At 60.1% G+C, this 15,295-nt stretch carries 15 protein-coding genes; 10 read left to right on the plus strand and 5 right to left on the minus strand.

From position 1 onward, the window contains the following. Positions 1 to 12 precede the first annotated feature (12 nt). The gene (locus tag KTF55_RS03530; protein WP_217107954.1) at positions 13 to 1,176 is read left to right on the plus strand and encodes a phosphoglycerate dehydrogenase; all 1,164 of its coding nucleotides are present in this window, start codon (positions 13 to 15) and stop codon (positions 1,174 to 1,176) included. A 349-nt stretch (positions 1,177 to 1,525) separates the two neighbouring features. On the opposite strand, the gene KTF55_RS03535 is transcribed toward KTF55_RS03530, so the two are convergent. Continuing rightward, positions 1,526 to 2,506: a hypothetical protein gene (locus KTF55_RS03535; RefSeq protein ID WP_217107955.1), complete on the minus strand. Its 981-nt coding sequence runs from the start codon at positions 2,504 to 2,506 to the stop codon at positions 1,526 to 1,528. Between the two features lie 223 nt (positions 2,507 to 2,729). On the opposite strand from KTF55_RS03535, the gene KTF55_RS03540 reads away from it, so the two are divergent. Continuing rightward, positions 2,730 to 3,950: a M20 family metallopeptidase gene (locus KTF55_RS03540; RefSeq protein ID WP_217107956.1), complete on the plus strand. Its 1,221-nt coding sequence runs from the start codon at positions 2,730 to 2,732 to the stop codon at positions 3,948 to 3,950. Between the two features lie 39 nt (positions 3,951 to 3,989). Further along, complete coding sequence (locus KTF55_RS03545; protein WP_217107957.1) at positions 3,990 to 4,673, plus strand: DUF1015 family protein; 684 nt, start codon at positions 3,990 to 3,992, stop codon at positions 4,671 to 4,673. Between the two features lie 127 nt (positions 4,674 to 4,800). On the opposite strand, the gene KTF55_RS03550 is transcribed toward KTF55_RS03545, so the two are convergent. From KTF55_RS03550 to KTF55_RS03560, 3 genes are all read right to left on the minus strand, one after another. Next, positions 4,801 to 5,436 carry a histidine phosphatase family protein gene (locus KTF55_RS03550; protein ID WP_217107958.1) on the minus strand — a complete coding sequence of 212 codons (636 nt, stop codon included), beginning with the start codon at positions 5,434 to 5,436 and terminating at the stop codon, positions 4,801 to 4,803. 18 nt (positions 5,437 to 5,454) lie between these two features. Then, a complete protein-coding gene (locus KTF55_RS03555) occupies positions 5,455 to 5,997 on the minus strand; it encodes a histidine phosphatase family protein (RefSeq protein ID WP_226790533.1) in 543 nt (180 codons plus the stop codon). Positions 5,998 to 6,080: 83 nt separating this feature from the next. Next, the gene (locus KTF55_RS03560; protein WP_217107960.1) at positions 6,081 to 6,752 is read right to left on the minus strand and encodes a nitroreductase family protein; all 672 of its coding nucleotides are present in this window, start codon (positions 6,750 to 6,752) and stop codon (positions 6,081 to 6,083) included. 235 nt (positions 6,753 to 6,987) lie between these two features. On the opposite strand from KTF55_RS03560, the gene KTF55_RS03565 reads away from it, so the two are divergent. Both KTF55_RS03565 and KTF55_RS03570 read left to right on the plus strand, forming a co-directional pair. After that, complete coding sequence (locus KTF55_RS03565) at positions 6,988 to 7,590, plus strand: HdeD family acid-resistance protein (protein ID WP_117583774.1); 603 nt, start codon at positions 6,988 to 6,990, stop codon at positions 7,588 to 7,590. Further along, on the plus strand, positions 7,591 to 8,073 hold the full coding sequence (locus tag KTF55_RS03570) for a DUF188 domain-containing protein (RefSeq protein ID WP_217107961.1): 483 nt from the start codon (positions 7,591 to 7,593) through the stop codon (positions 8,071 to 8,073). Between the two features lie 19 nt (positions 8,074 to 8,092). On the opposite strand, the gene KTF55_RS03575 is transcribed toward KTF55_RS03570, so the two are convergent. Next, positions 8,093 to 9,181: a putative manganese transporter gene (locus tag KTF55_RS03575; protein WP_217107962.1), complete on the minus strand. Its 1,089-nt coding sequence runs from the start codon at positions 9,179 to 9,181 to the stop codon at positions 8,093 to 8,095. Positions 9,182 to 9,352: 171 nt separating this feature from the next. On the opposite strand from KTF55_RS03575, the gene KTF55_RS03580 reads away from it, so the two are divergent. The 5 genes from KTF55_RS03580 (at position 9,353) to KTF55_RS03600 (ending at position 15,172) form a co-directional block, all read left to right on the plus strand. Beyond that, positions 9,353 to 10,321 carry a 3'-5' exonuclease gene (locus KTF55_RS03580; protein ID WP_152073679.1) on the plus strand — a complete coding sequence of 323 codons (969 nt, stop codon included), beginning with the start codon at positions 9,353 to 9,355 and terminating at the stop codon, positions 10,319 to 10,321. A 639-nt stretch (positions 10,322 to 10,960) separates the two neighbouring features. Further along, the gene (locus tag KTF55_RS03585; protein WP_217107963.1) at positions 10,961 to 12,082 is read left to right on the plus strand and encodes a hypothetical protein; all 1,122 of its coding nucleotides are present in this window, start codon (positions 10,961 to 10,963) and stop codon (positions 12,080 to 12,082) included. Positions 12,083 to 12,504: 422 nt separating this feature from the next. Further along, on the plus strand, positions 12,505 to 12,837 hold the full coding sequence (locus tag KTF55_RS03590) for an ArsR/SmtB family transcription factor (RefSeq protein WP_367303219.1): 333 nt from the start codon (positions 12,505 to 12,507) through the stop codon (positions 12,835 to 12,837). A gap of 63 nt (positions 12,838 to 12,900) precedes the next feature. Further along, positions 12,901 to 13,119: a cation transporter gene (locus KTF55_RS03595; protein ID WP_035137286.1), complete on the plus strand. Its 219-nt coding sequence runs from the start codon at positions 12,901 to 12,903 to the stop codon at positions 13,117 to 13,119. A 100-nt stretch (positions 13,120 to 13,219) separates the two neighbouring features. Then, positions 13,220 to 15,172 (plus strand): heavy metal translocating P-type ATPase, encoded by a 1,953-nt coding sequence (locus tag KTF55_RS03600; protein WP_217107964.1) that lies wholly within the window; start codon positions 13,220 to 13,222, stop codon positions 15,170 to 15,172. The last annotated feature ends 123 nt before the right edge of the window (positions 15,173 to 15,295 follow it).

Consider the following 15,295-nt stretch of genomic DNA (forward strand, 5'->3'; position numbering starts at 1 on the left):
AGGAGTTTTTCCATGCGTAAGATTAAGACCATCGACGACATCACTAAAGACGGCAAAGTCGAGTTTGGCGAGGGCTACGAGTTTGTAAGCACCGCCGAGGAGGCCGACGCCATCCTGATGCGCTCGACCGACCTGCACGGCTACGAGCTGCCCGAGGGCATCCGCGCCATCGCCCGCTGCGGCGCCGGCGTCAACAACATCCCCATCGAGGAGTACGCCAAGAAAGGCGTCGTCGTCTTTAACTCCCCCGGCGCCAACAGCAACGCCGTCAAGGAGCTTGTCCTGGGCATGCTGGTGCTTTCGAGCCGCGGCGTAGTGCAATCGATGAACTGGGTGCGCGACAACGCCGACGATCCCGAAATCCAGGTCGATGCCGAGAAAGCCAAGAAGGCCTTTGTGGGCCGCGAGCTCAAGGGCAAGCGCATCGGCGTCATCGGTCTGGGCAACGTGGGCTCCAAGGTCGCCAACGCCTGCGTCGATCTGGGCATGGATGTCTACGGCTACGATCCGTTCATTTCCGTCGAACACGCGTGGGTGCTGAGCCGCGAAGTGCAGCGTGTGGGCACGCTCGAGGACCTCTGCCGCGGCTGCGACTACCTCACCGTGCACGTGCCCAGCAAGGCCGACACCATCGGCATGATCAGCACCGAGCAGATTAACCTGCTGGCACCCAACGCCGTCCTCATCAACTACGCGCGCGAAACCATCATTGACGAGGACGCCGTCGACGCTGCCCTGCGCGAGGGCAAGCTCAGCTGGTTTAGCTGCGACTTTGCCACGCCCAAGACCGTCAAGATGCCCAATACGTTTATCACCACGCACTCGGGCGCCGGCACCGGCGAGGCCGAGGCCAACTGCGCCGACATGGCCATCAGCGAGCTCAAGGATTACCTGGAGAACGGCAACATCGCGCACAGCGTCAACTACCCCGCCTGCAGCATGGGCAAGGCGCGCGCCGCGAGCCGCATCGCCTGCCTGCACGCCAACGTGCCCAACATGATCGGCCAGATTACGGCAATCCTGGCCAAGGACAACGCCAACGTGCAGCGTATGACCAACGAGTCTGCCGGCGAGAACGCCTACACCATGTTCGACACCGACGAGCACCTGGACAGCAGCACCATCGAGGCGCTCAAGCAGATTCCGTCGATGTATCGCGTGCGCGTGATCAAATAGCGCCGGCGCCAAGCCTGCGAGGCAGTCCATGAAGCCCATTCGGCCCCCGTTTTAACGAAACGGGGGCCGATTTCGTTGCTCCGGCTAGTTTTGAAAATGCTATCCAAAATAAGTTTTTTCGGATAATCGACAGTCCCACCCAAATCACTGAGCACACCTGCCTTGATTAATAGCTTTATCAGGGGCTTTAGTAGGTAAAAATCGATCTCTATATATCACATTCAAGTTGACTGTCGATTTTCCGAAACAACTTGTTTTGGATAGTATTTTTAAAGCCCTTCCAAGGCGAAACTGAAGCCTTTTTCGCGCCCAAAACTCTAGTTCACGCGACCGTTTTCCACCCGCGCGACTACATTTCCGCCCAATTGATAAAAATCTCCTCACGAAGCCGCCGTTCGAGCTCCTGCTGCCGCGGTGTCTTGTCTTTCAGCGGCACATCGAGATAGGACATGATGAGCTCCATCACCACGCGGAAGGCATCGGAGTCGGCCAGCTGACCATAGGTCATCAAAACGACGGGATATCCCATCGCTTGCAGCGCCGTCGTTCGGTCGGAGTCCGAAATCTTGGATTCTATGGATCCATGAATGGCTTTACCTTGGCATTCAACCAGACACTCTCGACTACCGTCCTTATTTGCCAGCAAAATATCGGCATAGCGCCTATCAAGCCCCGAAATCAGGCGGGCGCTGCGCGTCATACGAATTTCAACGTTATTGGTAAGGCGCAGCCCTTCGCCGCCGCGCAGCCTCGAAAGGCCAAACAGCATCGATGCCTGGACCTCGAGCGGCGATGCCACCACCCCCGTAATGCATTTCGCGGCTCGTATGAACGATTTAGCGCCGCGGAGCCCCCGGATCTTATCGACGTACTCTGCAAGCTCAGAGAGCTCGATCAAGGGCGGTCGTTTCCACAAGTCCGTTGGACTCCCCGAGACATCCTTTACGTTTTCCCAGCCCAACCGTGCGCCACCCCACCGGCCCCCATATGCCTGCACAAGTGCCGACTTTACCTGAGGCGCAATCTTGCACACGGCAAAGGTGCCGCACATCTCATACATGCACATAATCAGACGCTCGTTTGAGACCGAGGAAGCCAGGGACAGCAGGGTAAAGAGTGGGGACGCGACATCGAGGCCAAACTCTGTCTGCCGCACGGAATCAAACGGCCTCTCCCCGTTCCAAACATGCCTGACAATGCGATCGCCCTTACGCCCGCAGCCGCCCTGCGCCAACACGTGTAACGGGGTGCCCAGGAAATGCTTGACGAGCGGGTGCTCACAAAGATGCTCCCTGCGCGGATCGTCTACAGAATCGGGCAGGTCCGGCATTATCGCCAAGACCTGTGGAGGTATCCGGTGATACCGAAAGGCAGATATGTCGCACAACATGTCATCCATAAAGGCTACGTACCCACCGCGCCGTTTGTGAACCCGCTCGGACGGCAAACGCGCTGGCTCGGCCTGCGAACGGTAAATACTGCTGCGCGCATGTCACGAATCTCTCGGGAGGCTTACAATCGGTTTGGAAAGCAGACTGATTGTGAGGTTGCATATGGTTGATGAGGACTTTGCCTGGCGGCTTGCGCAGGAGCTTGTGCGGATTGACAGCTCAGACCCGGGCGCGTATGAGGATGAAATTGAGCGGTATATCAAAGCGCTGGTTGAGGAACGGCTGGCACGGTTGAACCACCCGACACTCGATGCCATACGGGTTGAGGAGCTCGAGGTGCTCCCCGGACGCCGCAACCTCATGGTCACCGTGCCCGGTTTGAGCGACGAGCCACGGCTCGTCTACATCTGCCACATGGATACCGTCACCTTGGGCGACGGCTGGGACGCGGACATCGCACCGCTTGGGGCAGTTGTGCGCAACGACAAGCTCTATGGCCGGGGCGCCTGCGACATGAAGGGTGGCCTGGCCTGCGCCATTGCCGCACTGGTCCATACGCTCGAGCGCGTGGCGGCGGATGGCGCGCTGCCCCGCCGCGGCTTTTCGCTCATCTGCTCGGTCGACGAAGAGGACTTTATGCGCGGCTCCGAGGCCGCCATCGATGCCGGATGGGTATGCTCGCGCGAATGGGTGCTGGATACCGAGCCCACCGACAGACAGATTCAGGTAGCGCACAAGGGGCGCACGTGGTTCGAGATTGAAATGGCTGGCGTGACGGCGCATGCGAGCCAGCCCTGGAAGGGCGCGGATGCCGTCGCCGCCATGGCCGAGGTCGTCTGCGCGTTACGCCGCGCGTTCATGGCGCTGCCCGTACACGATGAGCTGGGGCCATCGACCATCACGTTTGGACAGATCGAGGGTGGCTACCGTCCCTATGTCGTGCCCGATCACGCCAAGGTCTGGGTCGATATGCGCCTGACCCCGCCGACCGATACGGCCACCGTGACGCGCATGGTAGAGCAGGCCATCGCCGTCGCCGAGGCCGCGGTCCCCGGCTGCCATGGCAGCTATACCGTGACAGGCGACCGCCCCGCCATCGAGCGCGACCCGAACTCTCCCCTTCTGGCTGCACTCAAGCATGCCGCCGACAGCGTTACGGGCATGGACACGGCCGTCGGCTTCTTTACCGGCTACACCGACACTGCCGTCATTGCCGGCAAGACGGGTAACCGCAACTGCATGAGCTATGGCCCAGGCTCGCTCGCGCTCGCGCACAAGCCCAACGAATATGTGCCCCATGCCGATATCGTTCGCTGCCAAAACGTGCTCATCGCGCTCGCCGACAACACGCTCTGGGGCGCAGATGGCCAAGTTGGGGCATAATAGGCCGCGAACAAACCGACTCGCGCGTTAGGACCGCCCATGAAAGCACTTCCGTTTCCCTGCATCCGCCCGGCTCAGGACCGCGTGCTCGAAGCGCTGCCGCAGATGGGCGGTATCCTGAGCGGCAACGACGCCCTGCGCGGCGCCATTGCTGACGGCCTAATGCTCAAGGATCCAGGCGCGGCGTATTACGTGTACGAATGCTCGGGTGAGCCGGGTCGTGTGACGGGCGTCGTGGCGATTTGCCCGACGAGTGTATTTGCGGGCGGCAAGGGCGATGCCAGCGCTGACGTGGCCGCCGCTGCGCACGCGATCGCCGAACTCAAAGTTCAGCCTCGTCCCGTGTCGCTCGCTTACGAGGCCTCGCCCGTCATGGATATCATCCTGGGTGGCGCCAAAGAGGGTGCGTCGCTCTACGCCGTCACCGACCCCACCGGCATTACGCATCGCGTATGGGAAGTCAAGCGCGAGGACGCTGTTGCCGCCATCCGAGCCATGCTCGACCAGGCACCGGAGCCGACGCCGGCAGACGACCCCGCCTACGCCACCGCTCTGACCGGGGCATCGCAGCTGCTGGCCGATGAGGCCCGCGCCGCCGGAACGTACACCGGCAAAGAGCCGTTCAACTTTACCGTTGCCGCACTGTTCCCCGCCGCGCAGGTCGCCGGCGCCGCGCCGCAGGTTCCGACGGGTTTGCTCACCCACCAGATCGCACGGTTCTAACAGAGTCTAAACGCCCAGCACAAAGACTCGATAGCTCAACAAACAAGGGGCGGGGATGCATACGCATGCATCCCCGCCCCTTTCACATCGAGCAATGGTGTTGGCGATCCACATCGCCATGCCCGCACTACCCGCGCTGCGGGCCTGCTGCCGCCACGAGCGGCTCAAGCCCCAGCTCGCGCGCGTAGTCTTCCTGCGTAAAGATCTCAACCAGTTCAAACGTATCCGTCGCATCATCAAACGCAAAATGCAGTACCGAGCAGTTGCCCGGCACACGGTCGCGCTCGTCTGCCGCCGCGCCCTTCACGTGATCCATAAACTCCTTGATAGCCGAGCCATGGCTTACAGCGAGCACGCACGTATGGTCCGGACGCTGCATAAGCTCGGTCAACGTCGCCACCATGCGCTCGCGCACCTGCATCTGACCCTCGCCGCCAAACTGGCGATAGAAGTCGCGCCACGGGCGCTCGGGCATGAGTATCACGCGCTCGGCCTCAAAGTCGCCAAAGAACCACTCGCGCAGGCCGTCCAGGCGCTCGTACGCCAAGCCCGGCCACAAGTTGGCGATAGTCTGCTCGGTGCGATGAAGTGTCGAGGTATAGGCATGATCGGGCTCAATGCCGCGCGCACGCAAGAACATGCCGGCACGCGCCGCCTGGTCGCATCCCAGCTGCGTAAGTGGCGAGTCACTCCAGCCCTGAATAATGCGCTTGAGGTTAAATATCGTCTGTCCGTGACGGACCAGATACAGGTCCTTATTCATAGGGGGTCCTTTCGTTTGTTACCAACCCAAGAGCGAAAACGCCCCGTCGCAATAGCCAAAATGAAGCACGGCACCGTTGTCGGGTTGCTCTCCCCCGCCAGTCACGCATCTAAGAAACTCCTGACAGGCTGAGCCGTGGGAGACGGCCAGCACGCAGTCGTGCCGGGGCCGAGCCATGATGCGGGACAGTGCCGCGACCATACGTGCGCGAAGCTCACTTTCCGACTCGCCGCCAAAGGCAACCGGATAATCGCCCCAGGGCTGCGCAGGCATCTCGCGATTTGATGTGCCCTCCAACGAACCCAAATGCCACTCGCGCAGTTCATCGACCAGCTCTATGGAACGACCCTCGCCAACGATAAGCTCGGCCGTACACCGCGCCCGCCCCAACGGAGACGAATACACATGGTCAAAGGTCACGCCGCGGTCCCCGAACGTCGCACGCGTCGCCAGCGCTTGCTCGCGCCCGCGCGCCGTAAGTCGCGAATCGTGCCAGCCCTGCAAAATGTTCTTCACATTGAGCTCGGTCTGTCCATGCCGCACCAAATACAAATCGGCCACACACCCTCCCCTCGCACCACCACAAAGGTGACAGGCGCCTTTGTGGTGGTTTTGCCGCCACATCGCGCCGCAACGACGCGCAACTACAGCAGCACGTCGGCAAGCGGACGCTTGGGCACGTGATGCACCTGCGCCTCATCGCGCCAGTAATTGATAGAGCCATCCGGGTTGGAGTCGATCGCGTCGACCACCTGTGTCTCGGATGGCACGCCAAAAGCCATGATCAGCTTGAGCTCGTATCTGTCGTTATCGAGCCCCATGGCATCGATTGCGCGGGGCGTAAAGGCCTTGAACATGCATGCCGCCACCTCGGGCGTGGCGCTGCGAGCGGCAAGCATCATCGTCTGGGCGGCAATGCCGGTGTCGACCTCGGTGATGGGCGCGGCGGGCTTACCCGGAACAGCGCGCTCGGCAAGAATCGCGATGTAGCCGGACGGGCGCTCGCCCTCATCGGGACCAGGCCAATCCTTAAGCGCACCGGCCCACGCGAGCTCATCAAATACGCGCGCGCAGTCCTCTGCACCGCTCACTACATGAAAACGCAGACGCTGAGCATTGGCGCCGCAGGGAGCCAGGTGCGCCAGTTCCGCCAGCTCGAGCAAAAACTCGCGCGGTACGCGCATGGACTCGTCAAATCGGCGGCACGTGCGGGCGCGGCGGACCAGCGCGTCAAACGTGTCCAGGCCAAGCTTTTCGCAACCCTGCCTTGCCATCGACTCGGCGCTCAACGGCACCACGGGAACTGCTTCGTTCATAGGAACCCCCAAATAAAAGGCAATTGTTCTTAGGAGAATCTAACCTAAAACGTAGGCAATTACACTCAACGGCATAATGTTCTACACCTGTTGAATATCCCACATCCAAACGGGAACAAAGGTAACAATTCGGGAAGATGAGGCTCCCATTCGCCCTTCCCGCCCCACACGACGGCGCCCTTGGGCGATACTGGTTGCAAGAGCTACTGCTTACGCTGCACGGAAAGGAGACATCATGGGCATCTTTAAGAACGATGACAAGCAATCGAGCGCGTTTGGATTTGACGAGAAAAGCATGGCAGGCAAGGCCGTCAAGGCCGTGCGCTGGATTTACGCCATCACGGGCGTCTTGGCGCTCGTCGCCGGCATCGCACTGCTGTTTGCGCCCGCCAAGTCCCTCGTCTTCCTGACGACCGTCTTGGGCATCTACTTTGTGATCACGGCCGCGATCAGGCTGTTTACCGCTGTTTTCGAGCCGCTGCTGCCCACCGGCTGGCGCGTTACGAGCATCATCTCCAACCTGCTCATCATTCTGGGCGGCGTCATAATCCTGCGCAACCAGGCCTTCTCGACCGCGACGCTCACCACACTTGTAGTGGTCGTCGCCGGCTTTGGCTGGATCGTCGAGGGCGTCATGTCGATTCTGGAATCCGAGCTTTCCGCCAACCGCGCCCTCGCCATCCTGAGCGGCGCACTCTCCATCATCGCGGGCATGTTCGTGTTTATCTATCCGCTGTGGTCGGCCAAGATGCTCGTCATCTTTAGCGGCGCCGCGCTGCTGGTGTTTGGCGTGACGCTGATTGTTCGCGCTATTCAATTTGGCAAACTGGTGCGCTAGATGCCAAAGACGCTTTTTATTGATGCCGACGCTTGCCCGGTCACGCGCGAGTCGATCGACTGCGCGCGGAGGGCGGGCGTCGCCGTCGTTATCGCCGGCAACAGCACGCAGAACCTGGAACGCCACATTCGCCGCGACGATCCACGCGACGCCGAGCACGCTCGTCGGGGCTTTTGGGTCACGACGCTCGATGTGAGTGTGGGAGCCGATAGCGCCGACTTTGCTATTGTCGAGCGCCTGCAGGCTGGCGACGTGGTCGTGACGCAGGACATAGGCCTGGCGAGCATGGTGCTCGGACGCGATGCCGCCGCCATCGGCGTGCGCGGGCGCGTCTACGATAAGGCGACCATCGACATGCAACTGTTTATTCGCCACGAGGAAAAGAAGGTGCGCCGCGCCGGGGGACGCACCCGCGGTCCGGCAGCCTTCACCAGCGAGGACCGCGCCCGCTTTAAGCGCAACCTCACCGAGCTGTTACGCTAAACAAGGTAGATTTTTGGGCTTAGAGCCCAAAGGCGGAGAGAACGAGGCCCCAGCCGGCACCGATGACGTACATCATGATCAGGAACAGGACGTTTTCGCGGGCGCTGCGGTTGGTGCGGAACAGCACCAGGTAGCCCACGCCGGCGGAAATGAGCGTGCCGGCGAGCATCGGCGCCAGCTGCAGCGCACCTTCGAGGTACAACTGCGTAATAACGACGCTGGCCGAGCAGTTGGGGATCAGACCGACAAGCGCCGAGCCCAGGACGGCGAGTGTCTCATTGCCGCGCAGGAACTGCTCGATTGCGGACTCGCCAAAGGTCTCAAGGACGGCGACCAGAATTAGCGTCACCAGGAAAATGAATACCGACACCTGCACGGTGTGCGAGATTGCGCTGCGGATAATCGACACGACGGGCGCGCCTTCGTGTAAGTGGGAGTGATCGTGGCCGTGGTGGTGTTCATGCTCGCCCCCATGACCGTGATCGTGGCCGTGTCCGTGGTCGGGTTCGCCCTCGTCTTCATCGCAGCCGCAATGGTCGCGCTCACACAGCTCGTGGATGTGATCGGCGCTCACGCCCGCCTCGGCCACCTCGTCAATGATGTCGCCACCGCTGTGGTCATCGTGCGCGCAGTTCACGTGGGCCGGATTGACCGCGGTCCCCAGCACGGTACGGCGGATCGCCGCATGCGCGCGGGCATTACGACGAAGGCCGCGGATAGCCGCATCCACGATAAAGCCCGTGACCAGCGCGATCAGCGCCTTCGAAGCCAAAAGCATCGCCATGGTCTGCACGGGGACTTGCTCGGCGAGCAACAGCGGCAACATCTCGTCGGAGGTCGAGAGGAACACGGCGACCAGCGTGCCCAGCGTCACGACACGGCCGGCGTACAGCGTTGCTGCCATGGCCGAAAAGCCGCACTGCGGCACCATGCCCAGCAGCGAGCCAACCACGGGACCCGCGGCGCCGGCGCGCTTGATAGCGCCGTTGACGCGATCGCCCGCAACGTGCTCAAGGGTTTCAAGAGCCAAATACGTCACCAACAAAAACGGCACCAGCGACAGCGTGTCCTTACCGGCGTCGAGCAGAATATCAATCAGTAAATCCATGACGGATGGAACCTTTCGTGTCTTTCGGCAGCATTGTAAAAGTCCTAGCGGTCAACTAGGGTATTGTAGTTGTCCCGGGCGCGGTGCCAATAGTTGCCCATGGTAAACTATCATCTCGCCACAACTCAGTAACCCCGAGCCGCGCGACGCGGCCCGTCCAAGGAGCAGCATATGAACGTATCGCAAGCACTCGAATACGAGCGCCAGCCGTTTATCCCCATGTTTATCTACGGCGATCACGGCGCCATGGAGTCCGAGCGCCAGAAGGGCGAGGAGGCCCTCAAGGTGCTCGAGACCGAGTACTTTACTGCCGAGGGCGACCCCGGCTTCGACTTTGCCACCGTGCGCGACCTGGCCGACCGCAACCGCGACCTGTGCGACCAGATTGGCGAGGCGCGCCTGCGCAACGTGACGCCCGCGACGCTCTCGCGCGGTCTGTCCGACGCCGACACCTGCGCCGCCATCGGCAAGATGCAAAAGCGCACCGCCGCGTCCGTTATGCGCGAGATCCGCGGTGACCGCGACGCACTCGGCGTGGCCTATGCCCGCAAGCCCATCCAGGGCACGGTGCTCGGCATCGACATCGAGACCACCGGTCGCGCGCCCGAGCGCGGCTACATCATCAACGTGGGCTGGGAGATTATGGATCTCACCAGCGACGCCGTGCCGCATGACGCCGAGGCGCACTACTGCGGCCTGCCCGACATCTACCGCGGCGAGGATGTGCCGCTATCGAACATCCATCACATCACCTGGGACGACATCGACGGCAAAAAGCCGTTCCGCGAGAACAAGGAGCTGCAGAAGCAGCTGCTCAAGCTCATGAAGAAGTACCCGTACATGGCACACAATGCCGCCTTCGAGGACAGCTGGTTCAAAATTCATCTGGACGGTTACGCCGAGGCACGCCGCGCAGGCAAGATCATCGTCATCGACTCGCGCCAGATCTGCCGCAGCCTGGACGCCGACGTGCGCTCGCTCCCCCGCGAGTCCGCGCCCGCTGCGCTCGAGAACTGGGCGCGCCGCCGTGGCACCCTCGCCGCCGACGCCAACGAGCAGCACCTGGGCCTCGACGACACCGACCTCATGCTCCGTACCGTCCAGGCCGAGTTCAACCTCAAGAACCTGTTTGCGAAATAACCGATCCACCTGCGGGAGCGCCCGCCAGGCACAGCACAATCCGTCTGGGCGCACCGGCACGCAGTAAACTAGGGCGCAGCCTTATGACTGCACCCTAGTTTTCATCAAAACGAGCAAATACGCGTGCTTCACACAGTCGACTGGTTGGCCCACCTACATTTTTCGAGTTGTTCGGCCAGCTGAACCACTAGTCAAGGCCCCTCGAACCGCAATCGAGCGCTGTAGTCGCCTTAATTTCGCAACCAAGCCCCATTAATCTACCTGAATCAATTCGAATAAGACGTTGCGATCGCACCATTCATTTAGGATAAGGCCGAATAACTCAAATTATGTTGGTGAGGCATCTGGACGGTCGGCAAAAACGCTTAGAGGCTACGAATTCGCAACTAAAGTTCACCAAAAAAAGCGCAGCTGGCAGAAACCTCCCCAGCCGAAGCTGCTCCCTCGATACGACAGCTCAAAAGTCCACCGTTTGCAGAAGATAAGCTGCGCCCCAATACCGTTGCCCGAAGTTTCGAGCGTATGTGGCGTCTGCTATGCCATCATGCGCGTATGGGAATCGTTCTGTCACATACCACGGCACGCGCTGTATACCAAACAGCCAACTCACTCGCAAGCTACGCGATCGATCCCTTACCTATGGAAAAGATCAGGGTGTCTGCGCCGACCACGTCCGACCTGGAAGCGGCGCGAGCATGGCTCAACAGAAAGAATGTCGATTCTGAAAGCATCCATGTGCTGACGTTTTCCAATAATGCCAAAAGGCACCGTAAGGGCTGCATCTGCCACTGCACGCGCTATACGTTTAATGCAGAAAGCTACCTAGAACTCGAGCCGAACGTCTACATCGTCGATATCAAGCTGTGCGCGTTAGAAGCAACAGCCGACCTCAACCTTACTGAGCTCGTTGAGTATTACTTTGAAATCTGCGGCTTCTACGCGCTTGAAACGTCCGACGAAACTCAATATCGCGAGCGCCCAGCCCTAACCAGCGTTGAAGAGCTCAGAGCCTTCTTTTCAAAGGCATCGGGGTATCGTGGATCCAATAAAGCCCTTAAGGCACTTTCTTATGTACGCGGAGGCTGTCGCTCTCCACTCGAAACGGCGTTTGTCATGATGCTGACAATGCCCAAGTCAATGGGTGGCTTAGCCATACGTGCCATCAAAACGGATTATCCGATCCCAGTCCCCAAAAGATACGCCGCACTAACGCGACGGACGGTTTTCTACCTCGACGCGCTGCTCGAAAATTCGATGACCGATATCGAATACAACGGCTTTTACCACGACGAGCCCGAGCAGCAATCAATTGACGAGGAACGCCGAAACACGCTGCGAAACATGGGATATGCCGTTATCACAGTTAGTCGTCATTCGTTTTTCAAGCAGTCCACTTTTAGACGAGTCATGGAAGCGATTCGCATTCGCGAGAAGATCTGGCCCGGTCGGCTACCGGATAACTTCGCCATCCTGCAAGAAACTCTTCGTCAATTTGTCTTGCGGCGCTACTTCGAATACGGTCGCCGCGTCCTGGAGGCACTCAAAGAAGAAGAGACCACCAAGCGCGAAATTGCAAGCCAATATCCGCAAGCTGATGACCCGAGCATCAACGATGTGCCCGAACCCGATGACATGCAACACGTTGGGGCCCTTGCTGAGGAAATCAATGGGCCTTGGGAATGCGACATGTCCGTAAAAATCGATGAGAACCGCACGGAAGACGACACGATTATTGATCTAATTGAGAATTCGCTCTTCTAAAGGCGGTCTCTGCGGATGTCCACCTACATTTTTCGACTTATTCGGCCATCGATGTGCCTGATTGGCCGCAGCAATGCTCAATATAACTTTAGATAAAACTGATTCTGCAGGAACTCCCGTAGAGAAAGAACTGATTCTCACGGTATTTAACAAGATAAAGTACAAATATGAACAGCTCTAATGCTTCTCGAGGCGGTTTTCTTAGCATGCTGGCCGAACATCTCGAAATATGTTGGCGAGCATTGCGTCGATGCATCTTAACCCACAGAAAATCGCAGAGGCGGCAAACAGTCATCGAAATTATCGCAAATTGTATTGACATGTGAACATGCGCTCATATAATCGGAAGTGAGTTATATGAGCGCATGTTCATATGAAAGGATATTGCAGTGAGCATCCGCGATGATGAAACGAAACCCGACATCGAGGCCACCGAACCCGTGATCTCCACCACCTGCTCGCCCGAGGACCTTCCCGACGAGGAACTTCTCTACGACCTCGCCGACCTGTTCAAGGTCTTCAGCGACACCACGCGCATCAAGATTCTCTATGCCCTCATGGGGCGCGAGCTCTGCGTGGCCGACATCGCCGAGGCGACCGCAACCTCGCAGTCGGCAGTATCGCACCAGCTGCGCACGCTTAAGCAGTCGCACCTGGTCAAGTTCCGCCGCGACGGCCGCAACATCCTCTACTCGCTTGCCGACGATCACGTCTACACCATGCTCAACCAGGGCATGAGCCATATCTGCGAATAGCAACCAACCACGGTACCAGCGCGGCCTGCACCCAAGCCGCAAAAACAAGGAAAGGAACCCGCCATGAAAAAGCAGTTCAAACTCGACGAGATCGACTGCGCCAACTGTGCGCGCGAGCTTCAGGACGAGCTGGCCAAGCTCGAGGGCGTCAAATCCGTGTCCGTCAACTTTATGACCCAGAAGCTGACGCTCGAGGCCGATGACGCCGAGTTCGACGAGGTGCTCAACCGCGTCGTGGAATTCACCGCCGACGCCGAGCCGGACTGCGAGATCATTCTCTAGCCCAGGTTTACGCCAGCCTGCAAGGCCGCGCTTGCCGCGGCCTTTGCTCGCGAAATTATATGAGCGAGTGTTCATACATTCAATTGGGAGGATACGAGTCATGGCCACTGCCGACCCCAAAAAGAAAAAGAAGAAGCGCAAGAAAAAAGAGTCACTCGAGCATAAGCGCAACCGCATCCTGGTAGCGCTGGGTATTTTTGCCGTGGTGTACGCCCTCGATGAGCTCGGCCCACTCGCCGCCGCATTCGGCACCCCGGACGACATCTACGCCAGCTTTGTGCTGTTCCTCGTGCCGTTTTTGATTGCCGGCTACGACGTGCTGCAAAAGGCATTCAATAACATCCGCCGCGGCAAGGCCTTCGACGAGAGTTTCCTTATGGCAGTCGCAACCATCGGCGCGTTTGCCATGGTGCTCTTCCCCGATACCGACCCGCACATGGCCGAAGGCGCCGCCGTCATGCTGTTCTACCAGGTCGGCGAGCTGTTCCAGGCATATGCCGTGGGCAAGAGCCGCAAGTCGATCAGTGCCATGATGGACATCGCGCCCGACTACGCCAACGTCGAGCAAGCCGACGGCACGCTCGAACAGGTCTTTCCCGATGACATCGCCGTCGGCACCTTGATCGTGGTCAAGCCCGGCGAGCGCGTGCCTATCGACGGCGTCATCGTCGAGGGCGAAACCCAGCTCGACACCGCCGCGCTCACGGGCGAGTCAGTCCCCCGCCCCGCCAAGTCCGGCGACGATATCATCAGCGGCTGCATCAACATGACGGGCCTCATCCACGTGCGCACCACCAAGCCCTTTGGCGAGTCCACCGTCGCACGCGTCCTAGAGCTCGTGGAAAATGCCAGCGAAAAGAAGGCGCGCACTGAGAACTTCATCACGCGCTTTGCTCGCGTCTACACCCCCGCTGTCACCGGCGCGGCCGCGGTGCTCGCGCTCGGCGGCGGCCTGGTCACCGGCGCCTGGTCCGATTGGATCCTGCGCGGCCTGACCTTCCTCGTCGTCAGCTGCCCGTGCGCGCTCGTGATCAGTGTACCGTTGAGCTTCTTTGGCGGTATCGGCGGCGCGTCCAAGCTGGGCGTTCTCATCAAGGGTTCTAACTACCTCGAGACGCTCGCTGACGTGGACACTGTCGTCTTTGACAAGACGGGCACCCTCACCAACGGCACGTTCTCGGTCGTGGCGGTACACCCCGAGGCAGGCTATACCGAGCAGTCGTTGCTCGAGGTCGCAGCCCTTGCGGAGTCGTTCTCCGATCACCCCATCGCGCAGTCCGTGCGCGTCGCCTACCAGGGCGAGGTCGACCCCAAGCGCGTGAGCGACTCCGCCAACGACGCGGGCCACGGCGTGACGGCAACCATCGACGGCAAGCATGTCGTCGTCGGCAACGCCAAGATGCTCGCCGCGGCCGGCGCTGAAGCACCCGATTGCGAGGTCGTCGGAACGATTCTGCATGTGCTTGTTGACGGCGTGTACGCCGGCCACATCGTGATTGCAGACACCGTTAAGGCCGATGCCGAGCAGACGATCCGCGATCTGCACGCCGCCGGCGTCAAGCGCACCGTTATGCTCACGGGCGACCGCGAGGAAGCGGCTGCTGCGGTGGCCAAGCAGCTCGGCCTCGACGAGTTCCACGCGCAGCTGCTGCCGGACGACAAGGTCGAGCGCGTTGAAGCGCTGCTCGCGGCCGAAAGCGGCAAGGGCAAGCTCGCCTTTGTCGGCGACGGCATCAACGATGCGCCCGTGCTCACCCGTGCCGATGTGGGCATTGCCATGGGCGCCATGGGCTCCGACGCCGCGATCGAGGCGGCCGACGTCGTGCTGATGGATGACAAGCCGTCCAACATCTCCCGCGCGATCCGCGTGGCGCGCAAGACCATGTCGATTGTTTGGCAGAACATCATCTTTGCGCTGGGCATTAAGTTGCTGATTCTGGTGCTTGCGGCGCTCGGCATCGCCAATATGTGGCTTGCCGTCTTTGGCGACGTGGGTGTGGCGATCATCGCCATCCTGAACGCCATGCGCGCGATGGGTGTCAAGAACCTGTAGCGCCTGTGGTCCCTCCGGCCGGGGCCGGGCTTGGTTTTGAAAACGTCCTCGACCAATGAAGTGCCCCCGTTCTGCTCCTTCGGAGCTACGAACGGGGGCACTTCTGGTCTGCGGAATGTTTTC

The organism is Collinsella sp. MSK.8.10, assembly GCF_019041915.1.
GTDB lineage: Bacteria > Actinomycetota > Coriobacteriia > Coriobacteriales > Coriobacteriaceae > Collinsella.